Source organism: Terriglobales bacterium (assembly GCA_035624455.1).
Taxonomy (GTDB): domain Bacteria; phylum Acidobacteriota; class Terriglobia; order Terriglobales; family Acidobacteriaceae; genus DASPRM01.
This window is the reverse complement of sequence record DASPRM010000122.1, coordinates 18,097-35,237: the sequence shown is the minus strand read 5'-3', so window position 1 is coordinate 35,237 and position 17,141 is coordinate 18,097. Positions and strand designations below refer to the sequence as shown.

The 17,141-nt window shown below is 58.5% G+C and carries 14 protein-coding genes; 5 read left to right on the top strand and 9 right to left on the bottom strand.

The features are described 5' to 3' along the window. Positions 1 to 1,072 precede the first annotated feature (1,072 nt). A complete protein-coding gene (locus VEG30_13675) occupies positions 1,073 to 1,351 on the top strand; it encodes a hypothetical protein (protein HXZ80974.1) in 279 nt (92 codons plus the stop codon). Between the two features lie 170 nt (positions 1,352 to 1,521). On the opposite strand, the gene selA is transcribed toward VEG30_13675, so the two are convergent. Continuing rightward, the gene (gene selA / locus VEG30_13670; protein HXZ80973.1) at positions 1,522 to 2,952 is read right to left on the bottom strand and encodes an L-seryl-tRNA(Sec) selenium transferase; all 1,431 of its coding nucleotides are present in this window, start codon (positions 2,950 to 2,952) and stop codon (positions 1,522 to 1,524) included. A gap of 119 nt (positions 2,953 to 3,071) precedes the next feature. Here selA and VEG30_13665 point away from each other — a divergent pair, with 119 nt between their 5' ends. Next, positions 3,072 to 3,815 (top strand): PASTA domain-containing protein, encoded by a 744-nt coding sequence (locus tag VEG30_13665; GenBank protein HXZ80972.1) that lies wholly within the window; start codon positions 3,072 to 3,074, stop codon positions 3,813 to 3,815. A 145-nt stretch (positions 3,816 to 3,960) separates the two neighbouring features. Here the strand turns inward: VEG30_13665 and rsmB are convergent, their stop codons facing one another. The 8 genes from rsmB to rsmD all read right to left on the bottom strand — a co-directional run bounded on the left by rsmB (position 3,961) and on the right by rsmD (position 11,598). Then, the gene (rsmB, locus tag VEG30_13660; protein ID HXZ80971.1) at positions 3,961 to 5,331 is read right to left on the bottom strand and encodes a 16S rRNA (cytosine(967)-C(5))-methyltransferase RsmB; all 1,371 of its coding nucleotides are present in this window, start codon (positions 5,329 to 5,331) and stop codon (positions 3,961 to 3,963) included. Positions 5,332 to 5,395: 64 nt separating this feature from the next. After that, a complete protein-coding gene (fmt, locus tag VEG30_13655; GenBank protein HXZ80970.1) occupies positions 5,396 to 6,373 on the bottom strand; it encodes a methionyl-tRNA formyltransferase in 978 nt (325 codons plus the stop codon). Positions 6,374 to 6,419: 46 nt separating this feature from the next. Continuing rightward, on the bottom strand, positions 6,420 to 6,932 hold the full coding sequence (gene def, locus VEG30_13650; GenBank protein ID HXZ80969.1) for a peptide deformylase: 513 nt from the start codon (positions 6,930 to 6,932) through the stop codon (positions 6,420 to 6,422). Continuing rightward, the gene (gene aroC, locus VEG30_13645; protein HXZ80968.1) at positions 6,933 to 8,123 is read right to left on the bottom strand and encodes a chorismate synthase; all 1,191 of its coding nucleotides are present in this window, start codon (positions 8,121 to 8,123) and stop codon (positions 6,933 to 6,935) included. An 86-nt stretch (positions 8,124 to 8,209) separates the two neighbouring features. Beyond that, positions 8,210 to 8,923 carry a haloacid dehalogenase type II gene (locus VEG30_13640; protein HXZ80967.1) on the bottom strand — a complete coding sequence of 238 codons (714 nt, stop codon included), beginning with the start codon at positions 8,921 to 8,923 and terminating at the stop codon, positions 8,210 to 8,212. 189 nt (positions 8,924 to 9,112) lie between these two features. Continuing rightward, entirely contained in the window at positions 9,113 to 10,252 is a 1,140-nt protein-coding gene (locus VEG30_13635) for an HD domain-containing protein (protein ID HXZ80966.1), read from the bottom strand. A gap of 199 nt (positions 10,253 to 10,451) precedes the next feature. Continuing rightward, positions 10,452 to 10,982, bottom strand: coding sequence for a DUF488 domain-containing protein (locus VEG30_13630; GenBank protein ID HXZ80965.1), 531 nt, complete (start codon positions 10,980 to 10,982; stop codon positions 10,452 to 10,454). A 43-nt stretch (positions 10,983 to 11,025) separates the two neighbouring features. Next, positions 11,026 to 11,598 carry a 16S rRNA (guanine(966)-N(2))-methyltransferase RsmD gene (rsmD, locus tag VEG30_13625; protein ID HXZ80964.1) on the bottom strand — a complete coding sequence of 191 codons (573 nt, stop codon included), beginning with the start codon at positions 11,596 to 11,598 and terminating at the stop codon, positions 11,026 to 11,028. A 177-nt stretch (positions 11,599 to 11,775) separates the two neighbouring features. On the opposite strand from rsmD, the gene VEG30_13620 reads away from it, so the two are divergent. From VEG30_13620 to VEG30_13610, 3 genes are all read left to right on the top strand, one after another. Further along, on the top strand, positions 11,776 to 12,891 hold the full coding sequence (locus tag VEG30_13620) for a site-2 protease family protein (protein ID HXZ80963.1): 1,116 nt from the start codon (positions 11,776 to 11,778) through the stop codon (positions 12,889 to 12,891). 304 nt (positions 12,892 to 13,195) lie between these two features. Continuing rightward, positions 13,196 to 16,093 carry a pitrilysin family protein gene (locus VEG30_13615; protein ID HXZ80962.1) on the top strand — a complete coding sequence of 966 codons (2,898 nt, stop codon included), beginning with the start codon at positions 13,196 to 13,198 and terminating at the stop codon, positions 16,091 to 16,093. Between the two features lie 250 nt (positions 16,094 to 16,343). Further along, positions 16,344 to 16,997, top strand: a complete 654-nt coding sequence (locus VEG30_13610; GenBank protein HXZ80961.1) for a hypothetical protein — start codon at positions 16,344 to 16,346, stop codon at positions 16,995 to 16,997. Positions 16,998 to 17,141: the final 144 nt, after the last annotated feature.

Below are 17,141 nucleotides of genomic sequence, written 5' to 3'. Positions count from 1 at the left end.
ATCCAGTGCGGATTCTGCTGGGTTTTGCACATTGAGAGTGGGTTCCCGGATAGGGAATATGCGGTTGGGAGGTAGCTCATATAAGCAAAACATGCGCCAAGAGCGGCTTTTGCCCAGAATGAAATTCTGGGTTTGCCCCAGTTTGGGGCAGCGGGCTGTGGATGAGCTGCACTTGGTTGAAAACAAACTACATAAAAGGGGCAGATTCATTCTTGACGGAAAAGCAGGGGAGAGTAAAAAGACAATCGTTCTTTGACAGCCTCTGAATTTTCCCGGTTGGTGCGGCGTACCGGGGCTGAAGCTTAGTCACCCGTTTTTGGTTCTCGAGACTGGGGATGGGAAGGTTAAGCGACGGTCTTTAGCAAAGCGCTGGTTGAGGAGAATGAGAGACGTAGTCAAGAGCAGGATAGGGTCCCGAGGAGTCGAGCTGGTTTATCCGGTTGGTGGTGAGCCCGGAGCCCAAGCGAAATCGGCGTGATCATACTGGCAACAGGGGTCAGGCAGAGGTGAGCGAGGGTCTAAAGCGAGCGGCTGGCCGAGAAGAACGAGCCTGACAGAAAACCTTGGGACCCTTAATTACTTTAGCCCTCAAGAATCAGTAGTCGGCCGCAAGAGTCCACGTTCACCTCCTCAGCTATTTCCGCGCTGCTGCAGCCCAGTGGTCGCCAAGTTGGTCTCGTGTTCCTTCCTATCTTTGCCGTGGTGGGCTTGGGCCGGAAGGGCTTACCTCAGGAAAAACCAATACGCCAACAGCGCGATCAGAAAAACTCCGCCGCCGATTTTCGCCTTGCAAGTGGTGCAGCTGCGCACATGGTTCAGCTGGGTAATTCTGTGTTCATGGAAATTCGATTCCATGGAGGGCAGGATAGCAGGTCTTCCAGTGGATATTGACTTCGAACTGCAGATCCCGCGCTCGCTATTCGCTTACTCGTGATGACAATCATTGAAAGTGTAAGACTCCCCATTCCCCCTGCGATCAGTGATTTGCAGCGCGGAAACTATCTGCCCAGTTTGGGGTTTGTATTGACATAAAGCGGCGGATGCGCCGCAGGGTCGAGGATTGGAGGGCCCGATGATTACGAAATTCAAGTCGATCAGGAGGTGGGCAGTACTGGGTCTGCTGGGCGTGATGCTCAGTTTAAGTGGCGCGGCATTTGCCGAGGATCATGATCACGATTGGGACCATCGTCATCGTGTGTATGACCGAGACGATTGGCGGCATCGCCAGGAGCGCGAGGAATGGCGGCGTTACAACTACGACCATGACCGCGATTACTGGCGTCACCATGATCGTGACGATTGGCGTTGGCGGCAGGAGTACTGGCAACGCTATCACGTCTGGCCGCGGTAAGTAGCTTCTCTGATCGCGCGACTAAGGGCTGCGAAAAGCAGCCCTTTTCGTTTGCGGCAGCAAAAAGAATTCTTCGTTGCGCTCGGGATTTCGCCTCACACCCCAAGGAGCGGATAATGGTCTCGTCGGGGACCCCGGATCTGGGGACTTCCCCTCACGCCCAAAACGGCTCAAGTTCTCGCGATGTCAATGAGTGCTTGAGAGAGGGCTTGGTCCTGCTCGGGGAAAACTGTGCGCAGATCGATGAGCAGGCGACCTTCGTCAACCCGGGCAATGATGGGTGGATCATTGAGGCGCAGACGTGATGCCAGATCCCCCGCGCTCATGCTCGTCAAAGCAATAGCCAGAAGGCGGGTGGGCAGAGTGGAAGCGGGCGCGGCGCCGCCACCGACCACCGACTCCCCATCGATCGTTTCCGCCGTCAGGCTGGGCGCGGAAGGTTTGAGCAGAGTGAGGACGACTTCGATTCGACGGGCGATATCCGCCAGCGGCACACGCATCAGGCGAATGGCGGGGATGGCATCGTAATCCTGGCGCAGGTATGCGAGCAGGGTGGCTTCCAGGGCGGCGTACGTAAGCTTGTCGACACGCAAAGCGCGGAACAGGGGATTAGAGCGGATGCGCGCGACCAGATCCTTCCGGCCGCTGATGATTCCGGCCTGTGGCCCGCCGAGCAGCTTGTCACCGCTATAAGTCAGAATGTCGATGCCTGCCTGAAGACTCTCGGTTACGCCAGGCTCGCCCTGGATTCCGACGGAGCGAAGGTCAAACAGCGCGCCACTGCCCAGGTCCTCCATCACGGGGATGCCATGGCTGCGTCCCAGCGCAACCAGCTCTTCCAGGGCGGGCTGTTCGGTGAAGCCAGTGATCTGAAAATTTGATCGGTGGACACGCAGAAGCAGGCGAGTGCGTTCACCGATGGCGCGCTCATAATCCGAAATGCGCGTACGATTCGTGGTCCCGACTTCTTTCAGGACGGCGTGCGATTTTGCCATCACGTCGGGAATGCGAAAGGAGCCTCCGATCTCAACCAACTCACCCCGCGAAACAATGACCTCGAATCCGTCGGCCAGCGTGTTAAGGGCAAGAAATACGGCAGCGGCATTGTTGTTGACCACAATGGTGGAGATGGGTGCGGCAGTGCTTCCTGCCGCCAGCAAGCGCGCAAACAGTCGATCTGCGTGGACGTCGCGCTTGCCACGCTCTCCCGCCTCGAGGTTGAATTCAAGATTGGAGTAGGTTCTCGCTGTCTGCTGGATGTTTTCCAGCGCAGCTTGCGACAATGGCGCACGTCCAAGATTGGTGTGCAGAATCACCCCGGTGGCATTGATCACGGGGCGAAGAGACTGACGAAGCGACTGCCGTAACTGGCGTTCGACGGCTGCAGCTACACCCGTGAGTGCAAGGTCAACCGTAGCCTGATCGAGGCGGCCAGCCGAGATCTCCTCGCGCAACTTGGCGAGCACTGTCCGGGAGGCCTCGGTTACCGCGGCGTGGCCCTCACGGGCGACCAGAGTCGCTATCTCCGGGTGGCGCAGCAGTTCATCCACCGACGGGAGTTTGCGAAAGAGAGCAGCCTGCTCCGTAAGATTCGTGTTCATTCTCCAGTTCGCTGCAGCAGCTGAAAAAATCCTGCTGTGCCTAAACAGTATTTCATCATGCCCCTCAGCCAATCACCAACCGCTTTCATGCTGGCACGATACAATCGGCTTCTCCTCCGATGCGACGATTACTGCAGATTGTCCCGCTGGGGCTTGTGCTGATCTCGGTAGCCGTGCTCTCCGCACTTACGGCGATGCGCCTGGCCATCCACGGTGGAGAAGTCAGCGTGCCCAACTTCGTGCGCATGGCTTCCAAGGAAGCAGAACGCGCGGCGCAAGCGAAAGGATTACTGCTGCAGATGGAGGGGAAATTCTACAGTCCAGATGTGGCGGAGGGACAGATTATGTCGCAGGTACCGCCAGCAGGAAGCAAAGTGCGGCGGGGCTGGCGGGTACAGCTAGCAGTGAGTCTGGGCCCGCAACGGTCTACTATCCCCGATGTGGTGGGAGAAAGCATGCGCGCGGCGGAGCTCAATCTAAGGCAGCGCGGGCTGGAATTGGGAACTGTAGCGGTGATCGCTTTGCCCGGCATTTCGCCGGACGAAATAGCAGCACAGAGTCCAGCGGCGAACGCGCAGGTAGCGTCGCCCAAAGTAAGCCTGCTGGTCGGCGCTCCAGAGCTGCCGGAGGCGCTGGTGATGCCGAATTTCGTGGGGCGTCCGCTGGTGGAAGCGGCGGCCGCGATCGAGGCCGGGGGACTGAAACTGGGTAAGGTGAGTGGTGCGGACGCAATCGGGCAGCAAATCTTTCCCGAGCCTGCTCCCGAGCCGATTGCGGCTCCTACCATGGTGATCAAGCAATACCCGCCGGCAGGACAGAAGGTTTTTGCCGGCTCGAGTGTCACCCTGGAAGTCAGTCGCTGAGGCAATGGATTTCTTCCTCGGGTAGTCGGTCGGTTTGGCGCCCTTTTGTTTGGGCTTGCTCGAGTTCAGGCGGCGAGGGAAACAGAATGTCGGCGCCGGATAAAAGCACAGATGCGTCGCTTCGCTCAGCATGATCGTCTGTGGTTTAGCGCTGGCGGACACTTGGCATCATTATCATTGCGGCGAAAAAGCCATCGCAGGGATGGATTCCGGGAAATGTTCTTACAGAGGAGCCATCGAGCAGCGAGTCGAGGTCAGGCCAGATCAGCTCACCGGATTGGCGCAGGCGCGTCAGCTCTGGCTTGCAATCGACAAGCCGGAAGTCCGGTTTCTGCCGCAGGACCTCACGCACGACTTCCTCATTCTCTTCCGGCTCCAGGGAACAGCTGCAGTAGAGCAGGCACCCGCCGGGCGAAAGCCGATCCAGTGCCGAGGTGAGAATGGAAATTTGGCGGGAGTGGAGATCGGCAAGATCGTCGAGGGTGAGACGCCACTTTATTTCAGGATGGCGGGCCAGCGTGCCGGTGCCAGAACATGGGACGTCTGCAAGAATGCTGTCGAAAGAAGTTGCAAAAGGCAGCCGGGTAACATCGGCCGCAACGATTCGGATGCGGTCGCGGACTGCGAGCGAGGAAGACAAATGGGCTACTCGCGCCTGCATGGCGGAGGCCCGCTGGGGATGCAACTCGGCGGCGATCACTTGAGCGTTGGGGTTGCGGGCAGCCAGCAGAATTGTCTTGCCTCCGGGCGCGGCGCAGCAATCCAGGATGCGATTTCCGGCCGCGACCACGTGAGCGACGAGCTGTGAGCCTTCATCCTGTATCGTGATGCGACCGTCACGGAAAGCCGTGGTCGAGGTGACATCGCCGGCGACGATGCGACGTGCGGATTGCATCAGAAGCCCCGGCGAAATCTCAATGCCCGCCCCCATCAGCTCACGCTCAGCCGAAGGATCGAGCAATCGAATAGATGTGGGCGGCACCTTCTGATCGTAGGCGCAGATGGCGGCAGCTCGTTCCAAGCCATAGCGGACCGCCCAGCGGTCGACCAGCCAGAGAGGATGAGCGTAAATTTGAACAAGATCGGGGACGGTCGTTGGCCCAGGAGCCAGCACTGGTTCGGCGGAGATCGGGTTGGCTGCGAGCTTGCGCAGAACGGCATTTACGAATGGCGCAGCTGAGCGCTTACGTTTCCGCTTAACCAGCTCCACGCTATCGTTCACCGAAGCGTGGGCAGGAATGCGTTGTAAAAACATGATCTGATACACAGCCAGGCGCAACGCCAGCAACACCTCGGGGTCGAGTTTCGCGACCGGCTTGGAGACCAGATCAGCCAATGTGTGGTCGAGCCGGGACTGCCAGCGGAGCACTCCCATCACCAGCTCTGTGCATAGGGCGCGGTCCGCAGAAGAGAGGTGGGCGAGACGCGCAGAATTCAGCAGCTCGGACGCGTAGGCCTTCTGCTGCTCAACCTTGAGCAGGATATCGAATGCCGCAGATCGGGCCGGGCTTAACAATTTTGAGGACCCGATCTGCGATCCGCCGTGTAAGAGAGGCGCTGAGCGTGTGGCATGTCAGAATTCAGGCTTGGGTTTTTGCGGGCGCAGATTCTGTCGCCGGCTGACCCAATTTCTCGGCTGGTTTGGGACGATAACCATTGATGAAATCCTTAATCGACATGCGCTTCTTGCCTTCGGGCTGAACCTCAAGCAGTTCTATCGCTGTTGATCCTCCACATCCCACCAGCAGACGGTCTGATTCGAGCTTGAGCAGTGCGGGCTCGAGTTCGACTGACGCCTTTGCTAATGGCCTTGCTGCCGTGATGGTGAGATGCTTACCGCGAAAGATGGTGAAAATACCCGGCCAGGGCTGGAATCCGCGCAGGCGATTGCAGATCTCGGTTGCCGTCATCTGGAAATCAATGAGTCCGTCTTCCTTTTTCAGGATCGGCGCCAGACTGGATTGCGAGTGATCCTGCGGATGTGGTTGGATTTTGCCCTGCTCCAGGGCAGGCAGGGTTTCGACCATCAGCTCGGCTCCGATTTCGGCGAGACGCGGAGCGAGTGTGACGGCGGTGTCTTCGGGTGCGATGGGCAATTGGCGTTGAAGCAAAATGTCGCCCGTATCAAGACCTGCATCGATGCGCATGGTGGTTACACCGGCGACGGTCTCGCCCATAGCGATTGCCCATTGGATGGGCGCGGCTCCCCGGTATTTAGGCAGGAGCGAAGCATGCAGATTGATATTGCCGAGTGGAGGGAGGTCGATCATCCATTGCGGGATGATGCGGCCGTAGCCCACCACCACAATCGCCGCAGGCTGGATGGAGTCGAGCTGGGCGCGAAATTCCTGATTGTTCTTGATTCTGTCCGGCTGCGTGATTGGAAGGCCCCGCTCGAGTGCAAGCTGTTTCACCGGCGAAGACGAGAGCTCCAACCCACGGCCGCTGGGACGGTCTGGCTGCGTGACCACCAGACGAATGCTGAAACCGTGGTCCAGAAGCGCGCGCAGCGTAGGTACGGCGAATTGCGGGGTGCCGCAGAAGACTAGATCCATCATGGTTGATTGTAGATGGCCGCGAGGAAGATGAACCCGGAAATGGAGCCTATTTCCACTCGCCGGCTTTTTCCAATTTGCGAATCTTGCGCCGGATCAGATCGCGTTTCAGCGCGCTGATGCGATGGATATAGAGCTTGCCGTTGAGATGATCGGTTTCGTGCTGCAGGGCACGCGCCAGAAGGTCTTCTCCCGTGCGCTCGAACCACTGGCCTGTAATATCCTGGGCGCGCACGGTGCAGGAGCGTGCGCGAGTCACGTTCTCGCGAAACTCAGGAATGCTGAGGCAGCCCTCGTTCTGGGTTATGCGGCCTTCGGTGTGAATGATTTCCGGGTTCACGAGCACCAGCCTGGCCTCGGGGTCTTCCTTGAAAGTCACATCGATTACGGCAACACGCTTGGAGATACCGATCTGCGGAGCCGCGAGGCCGACGCCGTGCGCGGCGTACATGGACTCGAACATCTCTTCAATCAGCTTCTTAAGATCGCCGTCGAAAACGGTAACCGGAGCCGCGGGTTTTTCCAGAACCGGATCGCCAAATTTAACGATGGGGTGAATCATTCAGAATTTTCGCAGCTGTTGCTTGTAGGCTTCGAAATTACGCAAGGTTTCTTGCATGGAATCGCCGCCGAATTTTTCCAAGGCGCAGCGCGCCAGCACGAGGGCGACCATGGCCTCAGCCCCAACGCCCGCCGCCGGAACAACACACACGTCAGAGCGCTCGTAAGCCGCTTTTACCGGTTCCCGAGTGGCGAAATCCACCGAGGCCAGTGGCCGTCGCAGCGTGGAAATCGGCTTGAGGTAGCCGCGAACGATGATGTCCTCGCCATTGGAAACGCCGCCTTCAATTCCGCCGGCGCGATTGGAGCTGCGGGTGAAGCCGGTGAAATTTCCGCCCGCGTTCTCTTCCGTTCCGCCTCTGTAACCTATTTCATCATGCACGGCGGAGCCGGGGGAAGCAGCCGCGGTCACTCCAGAGCCGATCTCCACTGCTTTTACCGCCTGTAGCGACATGACCGCGGCCGCCAGGAGGGCATCGAGCCGCTCATCCCAATTGATGTAAGTGCCGAGACCGGGGGGAACGTTGTGGGCGCGCACCTCAAAGACGCCGCCTACGGAATCACCGGTCTTCAGAACCGCGTCGACCTCGGATTTCATCCGCTGCTCGGCATCGGGGTCGGCGCAGTTAAGCAACACCTCGTCTTTGCCGTATAGAGCGCGAATCTCCTCCCAGCCGACGTCATTGGCGAGAATGGCATTCCCCACGGCGACAACGTGACTAAGTACTTCGATGCCCAATTCGCGTAAAAAGAGTTTGGCAATCGCACCCACCGCGACCCGGGCGGCTGATTCCCGCGCCGAGGCACGCTCCAGGACATAGCGGGCTTCGGGGAAGTTATATTTGAGCGCACCCGCAAGGTCGGCGTGGCCGGGACGCGGAGAAGCGACGCGTTTGTGTTGAGCGGGGTCTCCAGGCGTGACCGGCAAGGCATCAGTCCAGTTTTTCCAGTCACGATTTTCGATCAGGATGGCAATCGGAGAGGCGATGGTGTGCCCATGACGCACACCGGAGAGAATGTGGGCGCAGTCGCGCTCGATGCGCATGCGTCCGCCGCGGCCGTAGCCTTGCTGGCGGCGCCAGAGGTCGCGATCAATGAAGGCAAGGTCAACGGCCAGCCCGGCCGGGATGCCCGACAGAAGCGCGATCAGGGCCTCGCCGTGAGATTCTCCCGCTGTCGAGAAACGCAGCATTTTCAGCAGATTGGGATAGTAATGACTTCCCCGACCGAATTGTATCCGATGCAGCCGATGGCGTGCGCCGGTGGCTGACTTCGGCTTCAGGCAGCCTGCTCGCCGACTGCCATTGCAGCGAGCGTCTTCAGGTCTTTGACCTCCAGGTCTGGAGCCTGTGACGGGGCCGGACGGCTGCCAAAGAGAGTTGTGCCTGGCCGTCGATTGACCCACACGGTGGCGAGTCCCAGGGATTTCGCTGGTATTACGTCGTGCCAGACGCTCTGGCCAATATGAAGAATTCGATCGCGGGGAAGGCCGATGCGTTCTGTTTTCAGCGCGAGCTCAAATATTTTTGGCGATGGCTTATAGGCCCGCGCCTGCTGGGCTGTGATGACGTGATCGAAGGCGACATCAAGATGGCGCGCAGTTCCGGCAAAAAGGTCGTCATCTGTGTTCGAGATGATTGCGAGCTGGTAACGCGATTTGAGCTGCCTGAGTGCGGGAACGCTGTCGGCGTACGGAGGCCAGTCAGGAAGCGAGCGGGGCAAAGCGTCAAGTTCGGAGGCATCGAGTGAACAAGCCAGCCGGGCGGCAAACTTCTCCGTGACGGAGCGAAGCACTTCGCGGTAGGTCTTGTATTCTCCCTGCTCTTCCTGCGACTCGAGAGCGCCGTAAAGTTCCAGGATGCCGGCATCCGTCAGATTTCGACGATGAGCGCTCAGGATCGGACGTAAGGCGGCCAGAATGCCGGTTTCCCAATCGACAATGGTTCCGTAGCAGTCAAACGTGAGACACTCGAAACGCGAGAAGTCGAGCATGGAGACAGTCTAGCAGTAGGGACGGTGTTTCCCCTTGGGGACTTATGCACCTGCAATTGCTTGAATCCTGATGTTGGTGTTGAAGGTTGAAAGAGACCAACTGCAGATCCCTCGTCGGGCTGACGCCCTCCTCGTGACGACAAACTAAGGTTCACGTAGTGCGGAATCGCTATCATCCAGCGTCAACTATTACTTGGTCGCATTTTCCGGCGCAGCTGCGCAAGCTTCCTGCGTGCCTGGCTCAGCAGTTTGCCTGGCGCCCTTCCCCGTGCCGTTGTCGTTGTCCTTGTCCTTGGCCTGAGGGCAGGCTTGCGGCGCCTCGGTTTGCGCGACTTCCGAATGCTTGCCATTATCCGCGGGCTTGGGATTGAGAAACTTTGCGGGATCGAGCAGTGGTCGTCCCAAAGCTGAGTTGTAGCCTGCCCAGGCGTCCTCGTTAAGAGCCTGGCGCTCGAACTGCGCCCGCATGCTCTCCATTTTCGAATCCAGGTCATCCAGGTAATGGAGCATGAGCGCCTCGGGGAACATCGGCAGCTTGGGGGATCCAAATTCGTACTGACCATGGTGGCTGATGATCATGTGCTCGATCAAGGTCTTGAGCTCAGGGGGGAAACCGGGAAGCTGCTCGAGCTTGGACTGCAGCATCTCCAGTTCGATGATCATGTGCCCCAGGAGCTGGCCGCGCGTGGTGTAGGAGAACGAACGGGCATAGGAGAGCTCGTGCAGCTTGCCAATGTCGTGGAGGAAGGCGCCGGTGAGCAGGAGATCGCGATCGATCTGGGGATAATTTCGGGCGGCAAGCTCGCACAACTGAAACAGCGAGACCACGTGCACCAGAAGTCCGCCGATGTAGGCGTGATGGAGCGTCTTGGCCGCAGGCGCAGTCTTGTAGGCCTGAGCGATCTCGGGGTCGTTGATGAAGGCTTGGAGCAGCGCTTTCAGATTCTGGTTGCGGAAGCCGCCGACATAATCCACCAGCGTAGCCCACAACTGCTCGACGTCCTTATCGGTCTTGGGCAGGTAGTCGGCGTAGTCAATCTCGTTTTCATCCAGCCGGCGGAGTTTATGGATCGTCAGCTGAAAGTGGTTGTTGTACTTATTCAACAGGCCTTTGACCTTGATGAAATCGTCCTGCTCAAAGCAATCAAGGTAGAGCTGTACGTTGTCCCAGACCTTGGCTTCGAGCTGACCCGTCCGGTCAGCAAGTGTGAGGGCGATAAAAAGGTCCCCGGACTTTTTAGGTTTGATCTGCTTGGAACAAACTACGAAGCAGGAAGTAATGGTCTTGTTCTCCTGCTGCGCGGCATCGCGAATGTAGAAATCCTTCATCTGGGCGGGCCGATCCTGTCCTAAACGCAACGGCGAAGCTTGATTTTGGGCGCGCTATATCGTAACCCATGGTGGCGTTGGAACCATGCGCAAACTTGGACGATCCGATAATTTGCATGGAAATCTTTTCCGAATCCTGCTCGGCGGATTGTTGCAGCTCAGCGCTCAACTTGGGAAGTGTTGGCTCGATCTCAGCTCGTCAGAACAGGGAGCTTTCGCTATACATGAGCTGATCGCCTTCCAAACGGGCTTCCGCCGTAAGCCGATGCGGTTTGGTTGGACCAGTGCCGTCGATGTGAAGCACCGTATGCCCGTGCACGACCAGCCAATCCGATACCAGCATGCGGTGACAGCGGAACCACAGCCGCTCCGCACACATGATGGCGACACGGTCATGCTGGGCGCGGGAAATCACGTCGTCGATCGCCTGGCGAAAATCAGGCGTCAACATGTAGTCGGCGTAATTGCGAAAGCTGTCGCTACGCAGAGCCATATTCGGAGAGACTGACATAATTTTCTTGCGGCGCCCTCCCAACCGCTTTTCCCAGGCGTACTCAATTCCGGCGGCGGGGAGCGCCTGGGCGAGTGATTCGCGGTTGAAGTGCGGGAGCCGGCGAGACATAGGGAAAGCCCGAATGTCTACCAGAGTCTGAATACCATGAGCACCCAGTGCGGCGATCAGATCCTCCAGAATTCGCGTGGAATGCCCAATGGTGTAGATCGTGGCCATAAGAAGAAGAGGACTCGGCAATTCTGACTTTGTGAGCGCGAGTTCAGCCTGAAGTCCGACGATAGAAGCTCAGCGCGGCGTCTCCCTGGACCAACCGCCGAACGCGCTGGAGCGATCCGAAGGCGTCACCGGGGTCGAACTTCTTTTCGTGTTCGGCAATCACGAGGCTCTCAGCTGTTATCAGCGTACTCTGCGACAGCGTTTCCAGAGTGCGAGCGTATTGCTCTCGCAAACGATAGGGCGGGTCTAGAAAACAATAGCTAAAGTGCGCGCCTCGCGCCTCCAGCCGGCGGAGCGCCTTTGTCGCATCCTGATCCAGGATCTCGAAGCCATGCTGAATGCCCAGTGCGTGCAAATTCTGCCGAATCAGATTGGAGGCTTGCTTAGAGTCCTCCACAAACACGACCTGAACTGCGCCACGGCTGAGAACTTCGATCCCCACCGCTCCAGTGCCGGCGTAGAGATCGAGCCAAGTGCTGCCCGATAAGGCTTGCGAGTTGCCGGCGGTAAGGACGTTGAACAGGGTCTCACGCAGCCGGTCGGAGGTCGGCCGCAGATCGAGGCCAGGCAGCGATTTCAGATGCCGGCTGCGATATTTCCCGCCGATTATCCGCATTGGTCGTAAGAGCGCATTGAGCCAAAGTGTATAGGCGATCCCACCCTCCGCCAAAAGACGGCAGAAGGACGGGGCCCCCCTTTATTGCTCATGCGATTCGATATTCAGATCCAATAAGGGATAAGCGAACAGCGCACGATAAAATAGAAGGGTATGGGTACGTGGATCTCTGGCATCATGCGCAGCTGGTCCTTTCCTATCGGGCACATAGGAAGGGCCCATGTGCGGGTGCATCTTTCTTTCCTGTTTCTTCTGCTGTTCATCTGGATGACCGAGGCGGCCACTCTGCGCAGCTCAGGGGTGGCCCGAAGCCTGGCGCTGACCGCCATCGTCTTGGGTTCAGTGGTTGTGCACGAGCTGGCGCATGGGCTGGCCGCCATTCGCCGCAACCTTCCTCCGCGAGTGCTGATTCTGCTTCCTATAGGCGGGATCACGCTGGTCGATGACGCCAACCAAAAACAGCAGGATCCAAGCGGCGAGTTGCCGGTTGCGCTGGCCGGACCGCTGGCGAATTTGCTGCTGGCATTTGTCGGCGCGAGCATCGTGCTGGCGTTAATGCCGGACGCCAGGTTGTGGACTCCGCCTCTCGTCTACGCCGGCAATCTGCTGCGCAGTTTCGTGTGGGTGAATGCCTTCCTCTGCGCGTTCAATCTGCTTCCGGCCTACCCCACCGACGGCGGACGCATTCTGCGGGGGCGGCTGGCGAGACACAATAACCTGGTGCCAGCCACGCGGCGAGCAGTGAGCGTAGGGCAGCTATTTGCGATGGTGTTCATCTTCGCGGGCATCTGGAACACCTGGCTGATGGTGGCTGGCTTCTTCCTGTTCCTGGCAGCACAGCTAGAGGAGCGCTCCATCCTGTTCCAGTCGGTAATGGAGAATCTGCGGCTGGAAGATGTGATGCTGACCGATTTTTCCACTCTCTCGCCTGCCGACACCCTCGAAGACGCGCTGGCGAAGGCGGTGCACACGCTACAGGATGATTTTCCTGTCATCCGCGGCAGCGACATGGTGGGCGTGGTGTCACGCCAGAAGATCATGACCGAGCTGCGCTCGCAGGGAAATGGTTACGTGCAGACGGTGATGAATCGGATGTTTGAAGCAGCGCAGCGCACAGAATCTCTCGCTTCAGGGCTGCGCAAGCTGAGCCGCCGAGGATTGAGCCTGATTCCTATCGTGGATGAGGGACGGCTGGTGGGCATCGTAACCTTTCAGAACCTGATGCACAGTATTCGTCTACTGGCGGAGTCGAAGAAGCTGCGGCGAGGGGAGTCGCCAGAGAACCGGGGATAAGCTGTAAACGGGAGGTTCAAGGCTGAAAAGTAACCTCGAGTCGGGGGGGTTTGGACCGCAAGATCCGTCGACTAGACGCGAGCTGCACGGGGAGAACCTGGGGCACGATGAATTGTGGAACTACCCCACCCTAGCCAAAGAACGGTTAGAGTGGGGCAGCCTCAAGTCTGCTTTCTGCAGCGTAGAACAGTAGTCTGAGACCGCCCTCGCGCCTGGAATCGCCATTTCTGCTAACATCTCCAGCTTTGCTGCGTCTAGTTCTAGAACTTGATCCCTGCCTACGATGTCCCTAGGAGCATAAGTCATGCCTGCCAAGAAGTTACTGCGCTCGTATCTGTATGTCCTCATAGCACTGCCCGTTTTCTCCAGCTTTGGCTGGTCACAAGGCGCGACGTCCAAGGCTGCAGCGAAGCCGGCGGTTCAGGTGGCCACGAAGGTAAAGACCGATAGTGCGCTGCCCACAATTCCATACGAAAAATACAAGCTTAAGAATGGCCTGGACGTGATCCTTTCAGAGGATCACCGGCTGCCGCTGGTCGCCGTGAATCTTTGGTATCACGTGGGGCCTGCCAACGAACGGCCGGGCCGCACGGGATTCGCTCATCTGTACGAACACATGATGTTCGAAGGTTCGAAGAACGTGGGTGCCAAAGCTCACTTCCGCTACCTGGAAGGCGCAGGGGCAAGCGACATCAACGGCACGACTGAATTTGACCGCACGAATTATTTTGAGACGTTGCCCTCGAATCAACTGGAACTGGCGCTGTGGCTGGAGAGCGACCGCATGGGCTACCTGCTCGACACCGTGGATCGCGAGAAGCTGGCCAATCAGCGGGACGTGGTTCGCAACGAACGTCGCCAGAGCATTGAGGGCGCACCCTACGGCCTGGCCGAGGAGGAGGTCTACCATCAGCTGTTCCCCAAGGGTCATCCGTATTACGCCTACGTGATGGGCTCGCATGCTGACATTGAAGCGGCACGTATAAATGACATCCGCGAATTCTTCAAGCAGTACTACTCTCCGAACAACTGCAGTCTCGCCATCGTGGGTGACTTCGATAAGGCGCAGACCAAGGCGTTGGTGGAGAAGTATTTTGGTTCGATCCCTGCAGGTCCGCCGGTTCCGAAAATCCAGGCGACCACGCCACCAATTACCTCCGAGCGCCGCGTGACGGTCACGGATCAGGTCGAATTACCTCGGGTGTACATGGCCTGGCTGGGCACGCCTATTTTCAAGCCCGGCGATGCCGAAGCTGATCTGCTGGCCCGCATTCTCGGGGGAGGAAAATCCAGCCGTCTGTATAAGAAGCTGGTTTATGAGAAGGAGATCGCCCAGGACGTGCAGGCCTCGAACAGCTCCCTAATTCTGGGCTCGGTGTTTGAAATCCAGGCTACGGCAAAGCCGGGGGTGAAGCCGGAAGAGCTGGAAAAGGCTATCAACGAAGAGATTGAAAATCTGCGCGCCAACGGGCCGACGCAAGCGGAACTGGAACGCGCCCGCAACACGACCGAAGCCCAGATGATTCATCAGCTCGAGCGGCTGGGAGGCTTCGGCGGAGTGGCCGACCGCTTGAACCAGTACAACCATTATCTCGGCGATCCCGGATACCTGCCCAAAGACCTTGAACGCTACAACCAGGCTACGGCTGCGAGTGTCCATGAGATTGCCAGCGAAGAATTGAAGCCCAACGCTCGCGTGGTGGTTTACGGGGTGCGGGGAAAGAAGGTGGTCAACGACGTTCCCAAAACGCCGGCCGAGCAGGAGGAAAAAGAATCGCAGGGCGGACCAGTTGTGGCGAGCAACTCTCCCAAGGAGCCGTGGCGTGCCAACCCACCTAAGCCCGGTCCGCTATCGAAGCTCACCCTGCCCACACCTGAGAGTTTCACGCTTCCGAATGGGCTCACCGTGATGCTGGTGGAGCGTCACAGTCTGCCCATCGTTTCTGCGAATCTTGTGGTCCTGGCCGGGAGCGAAGCAAATCCGCCAGACAAACCGGGACTGGCATCGTTCACCGCGGCGATGCTGGATGAGGGCACGAAGAAGCGTCCGGCGCTGAAGATCGCCGAGGATGCCGACCAGATTGGAGCCACCATCGGTACGGTACCGAGCGTGGACTCGACGTCTGTCACCATCCGTTCCCTGACCAAGAATGCGGACGCGGCCTTTGAGCTGTTTTCGGATGTCGCACTCGATCCTGCTTTCGATTCGAAGGAAATCGAACGCTTGCGCTCACGGCGCGTAACCTCCGTCATTCAGCAGAAGGATGAGCCTTCCCTGACGGCGCGGCGGGTTATGTATCACCTGCTGTATGGGCCTGGGAATCCGTACGGATACGTTGAGCTTGGTACCGAGGAGTCAAACAAAGCGATCACGCGCGACGAGATGGTGAAGTTCTGGCAATCGCAATATACGCCGGCTAATTCGGCGCTGGTGATTACCGGAGATCTCACCCAGGAGCAGGCGCGTGCTCTAGCAACCAAGTATTTCGGCGGTTGGAAGAGCAGCGGCGCCAAGCACCAGCCGGTGACGGTAAAGAACACATTGCAGAGGAGCATCTTTGTAGTCGATAAGCCCGATGCTCCGCAGACGGAGTTGCGCATTGTCACGCTGTCAGTGGCCCGGTCCAACCCCGACTACGTGCCGCTGGAGGTCATGAACATGGCACTGGGAGGATTGTTCTCCAGCCGCATCAACATGAACATCCGTGAAAAGCACGGGTACACGTATGGAGGATTTTCTGTGTTCGCCTATCGCCGTGCGGTCGGGCACTTCGTGTCAGGGGGAAGCATCCGAACGGATGTAACTGCTCCGGCGGTGAAGGAGATCTTCAACGAGATCGAGGGAATTCGCGAAGCGCCGATCAGTGCAGAGGAATTGGCTATGGCCAAAGGGGCGATAGCACTCTCGTTGCCGGCACTGTTCGAGACTTCGACGGTGATGGCAGCCACAGTGGGCCAGCTGTTTGTTTATGATCTGCCACTCGATTATTACCAAACGTTGCCTGCCAAAATCGACGCCGTTACTACGGCCGATGTGCAGAAAGTAGCGCAAACATGGCTGGTGCCGGAGTCGATGGTGATCGTGGCGGTGGGTGACCGCGCCAAGATCGAACCCGAGTTGAAGAAGCTGGACCTCGGCACGGTTGCAGCCGTTGATTATGAGGGCAATCCGGTGAAGGCTACGGCGGCGAGGGCGAAGTAGGGGAGCGAGGCGAAAGCGAGCAAAGGCCAATGATTCGGTTGCTCTATGGCCAGCTCTTAGCCGATTTTCAACTGCAGATCCCTCGGCCGCCGTTGGCGGCCTCGTGATGACAATCATGAGAACTCCTTGAGCGGCTCATTCCCACTCAAGCCAAAAGCAGGCTTGAGTGGGGCACCTGCGCCGCCTCCGGCGCCCTCGTGATGACAATCCCGGTCAAAATGCCATAATGGAAGTGGAGAATCCTGCTTCCGTGAGCTGCGAAATCTGCCACACCCGCAAGGAGAAGCGCTTTTGCCCGGCGGTGCACGGCCGCATCTGTTCCACTTGCTGCGGCACGGAGCGCGAGGTGACGCTGGACTGTCCGCTCGACTGCCCTTACCTGCAACAGGCGCACCGCAACGAGAAGTTGCGCACGGTGGAGGAGGTGGGGCGGGAAGCGCTGATGACGGAGGTAGAGATCCCGGAACAGTTTGTCTATGACCGGGAGCCGCTGATTCTGGGACTCGGGTACACCATAGCCCAGGCGGCGCATGCAGACAGATCCTTACAGGACCGTGAGGCTATAGCCGCGTTGACTGCGCTGGCCAAGGGTTTGCAGACGCGCGTGGAATCGGGATTGGTGTATGAGGAACGGTCCGCGAGCCTTCCGCAACAAGCCCTGGTGGATCAGCTGCGCAAGATGCTGGATCAGTATCGCGAAGTGGAGGTCAAGAACCAGGGCTACTCCTCGCTACGCGACAGTGATGCGCTTCAGGCTGTGGTCTTCCTGATGCGGCTTGGGCTGATGCACACCAATGGGCGTCCTAAGTCGCGGGCGTTTCTGGATTTTCTGTTGCGTCAATTTCCTGAGCAGAAGTCGGCGATTGCTGCACCGGGAGAAGCGCGGCAGATTGTGATGCCATAGAGTTCTCGAATACCCCTGTCGCTCCAACGGCAGCAAGACCGGGACTCCCACAGCTGAGATGCCACAGTCCCTCCCCATGCTTCTCACAAAGAGCTAAACACCGGGTCTTTCGACTCGGGCCGGGACCGGTGTGTCCGGCCCTCG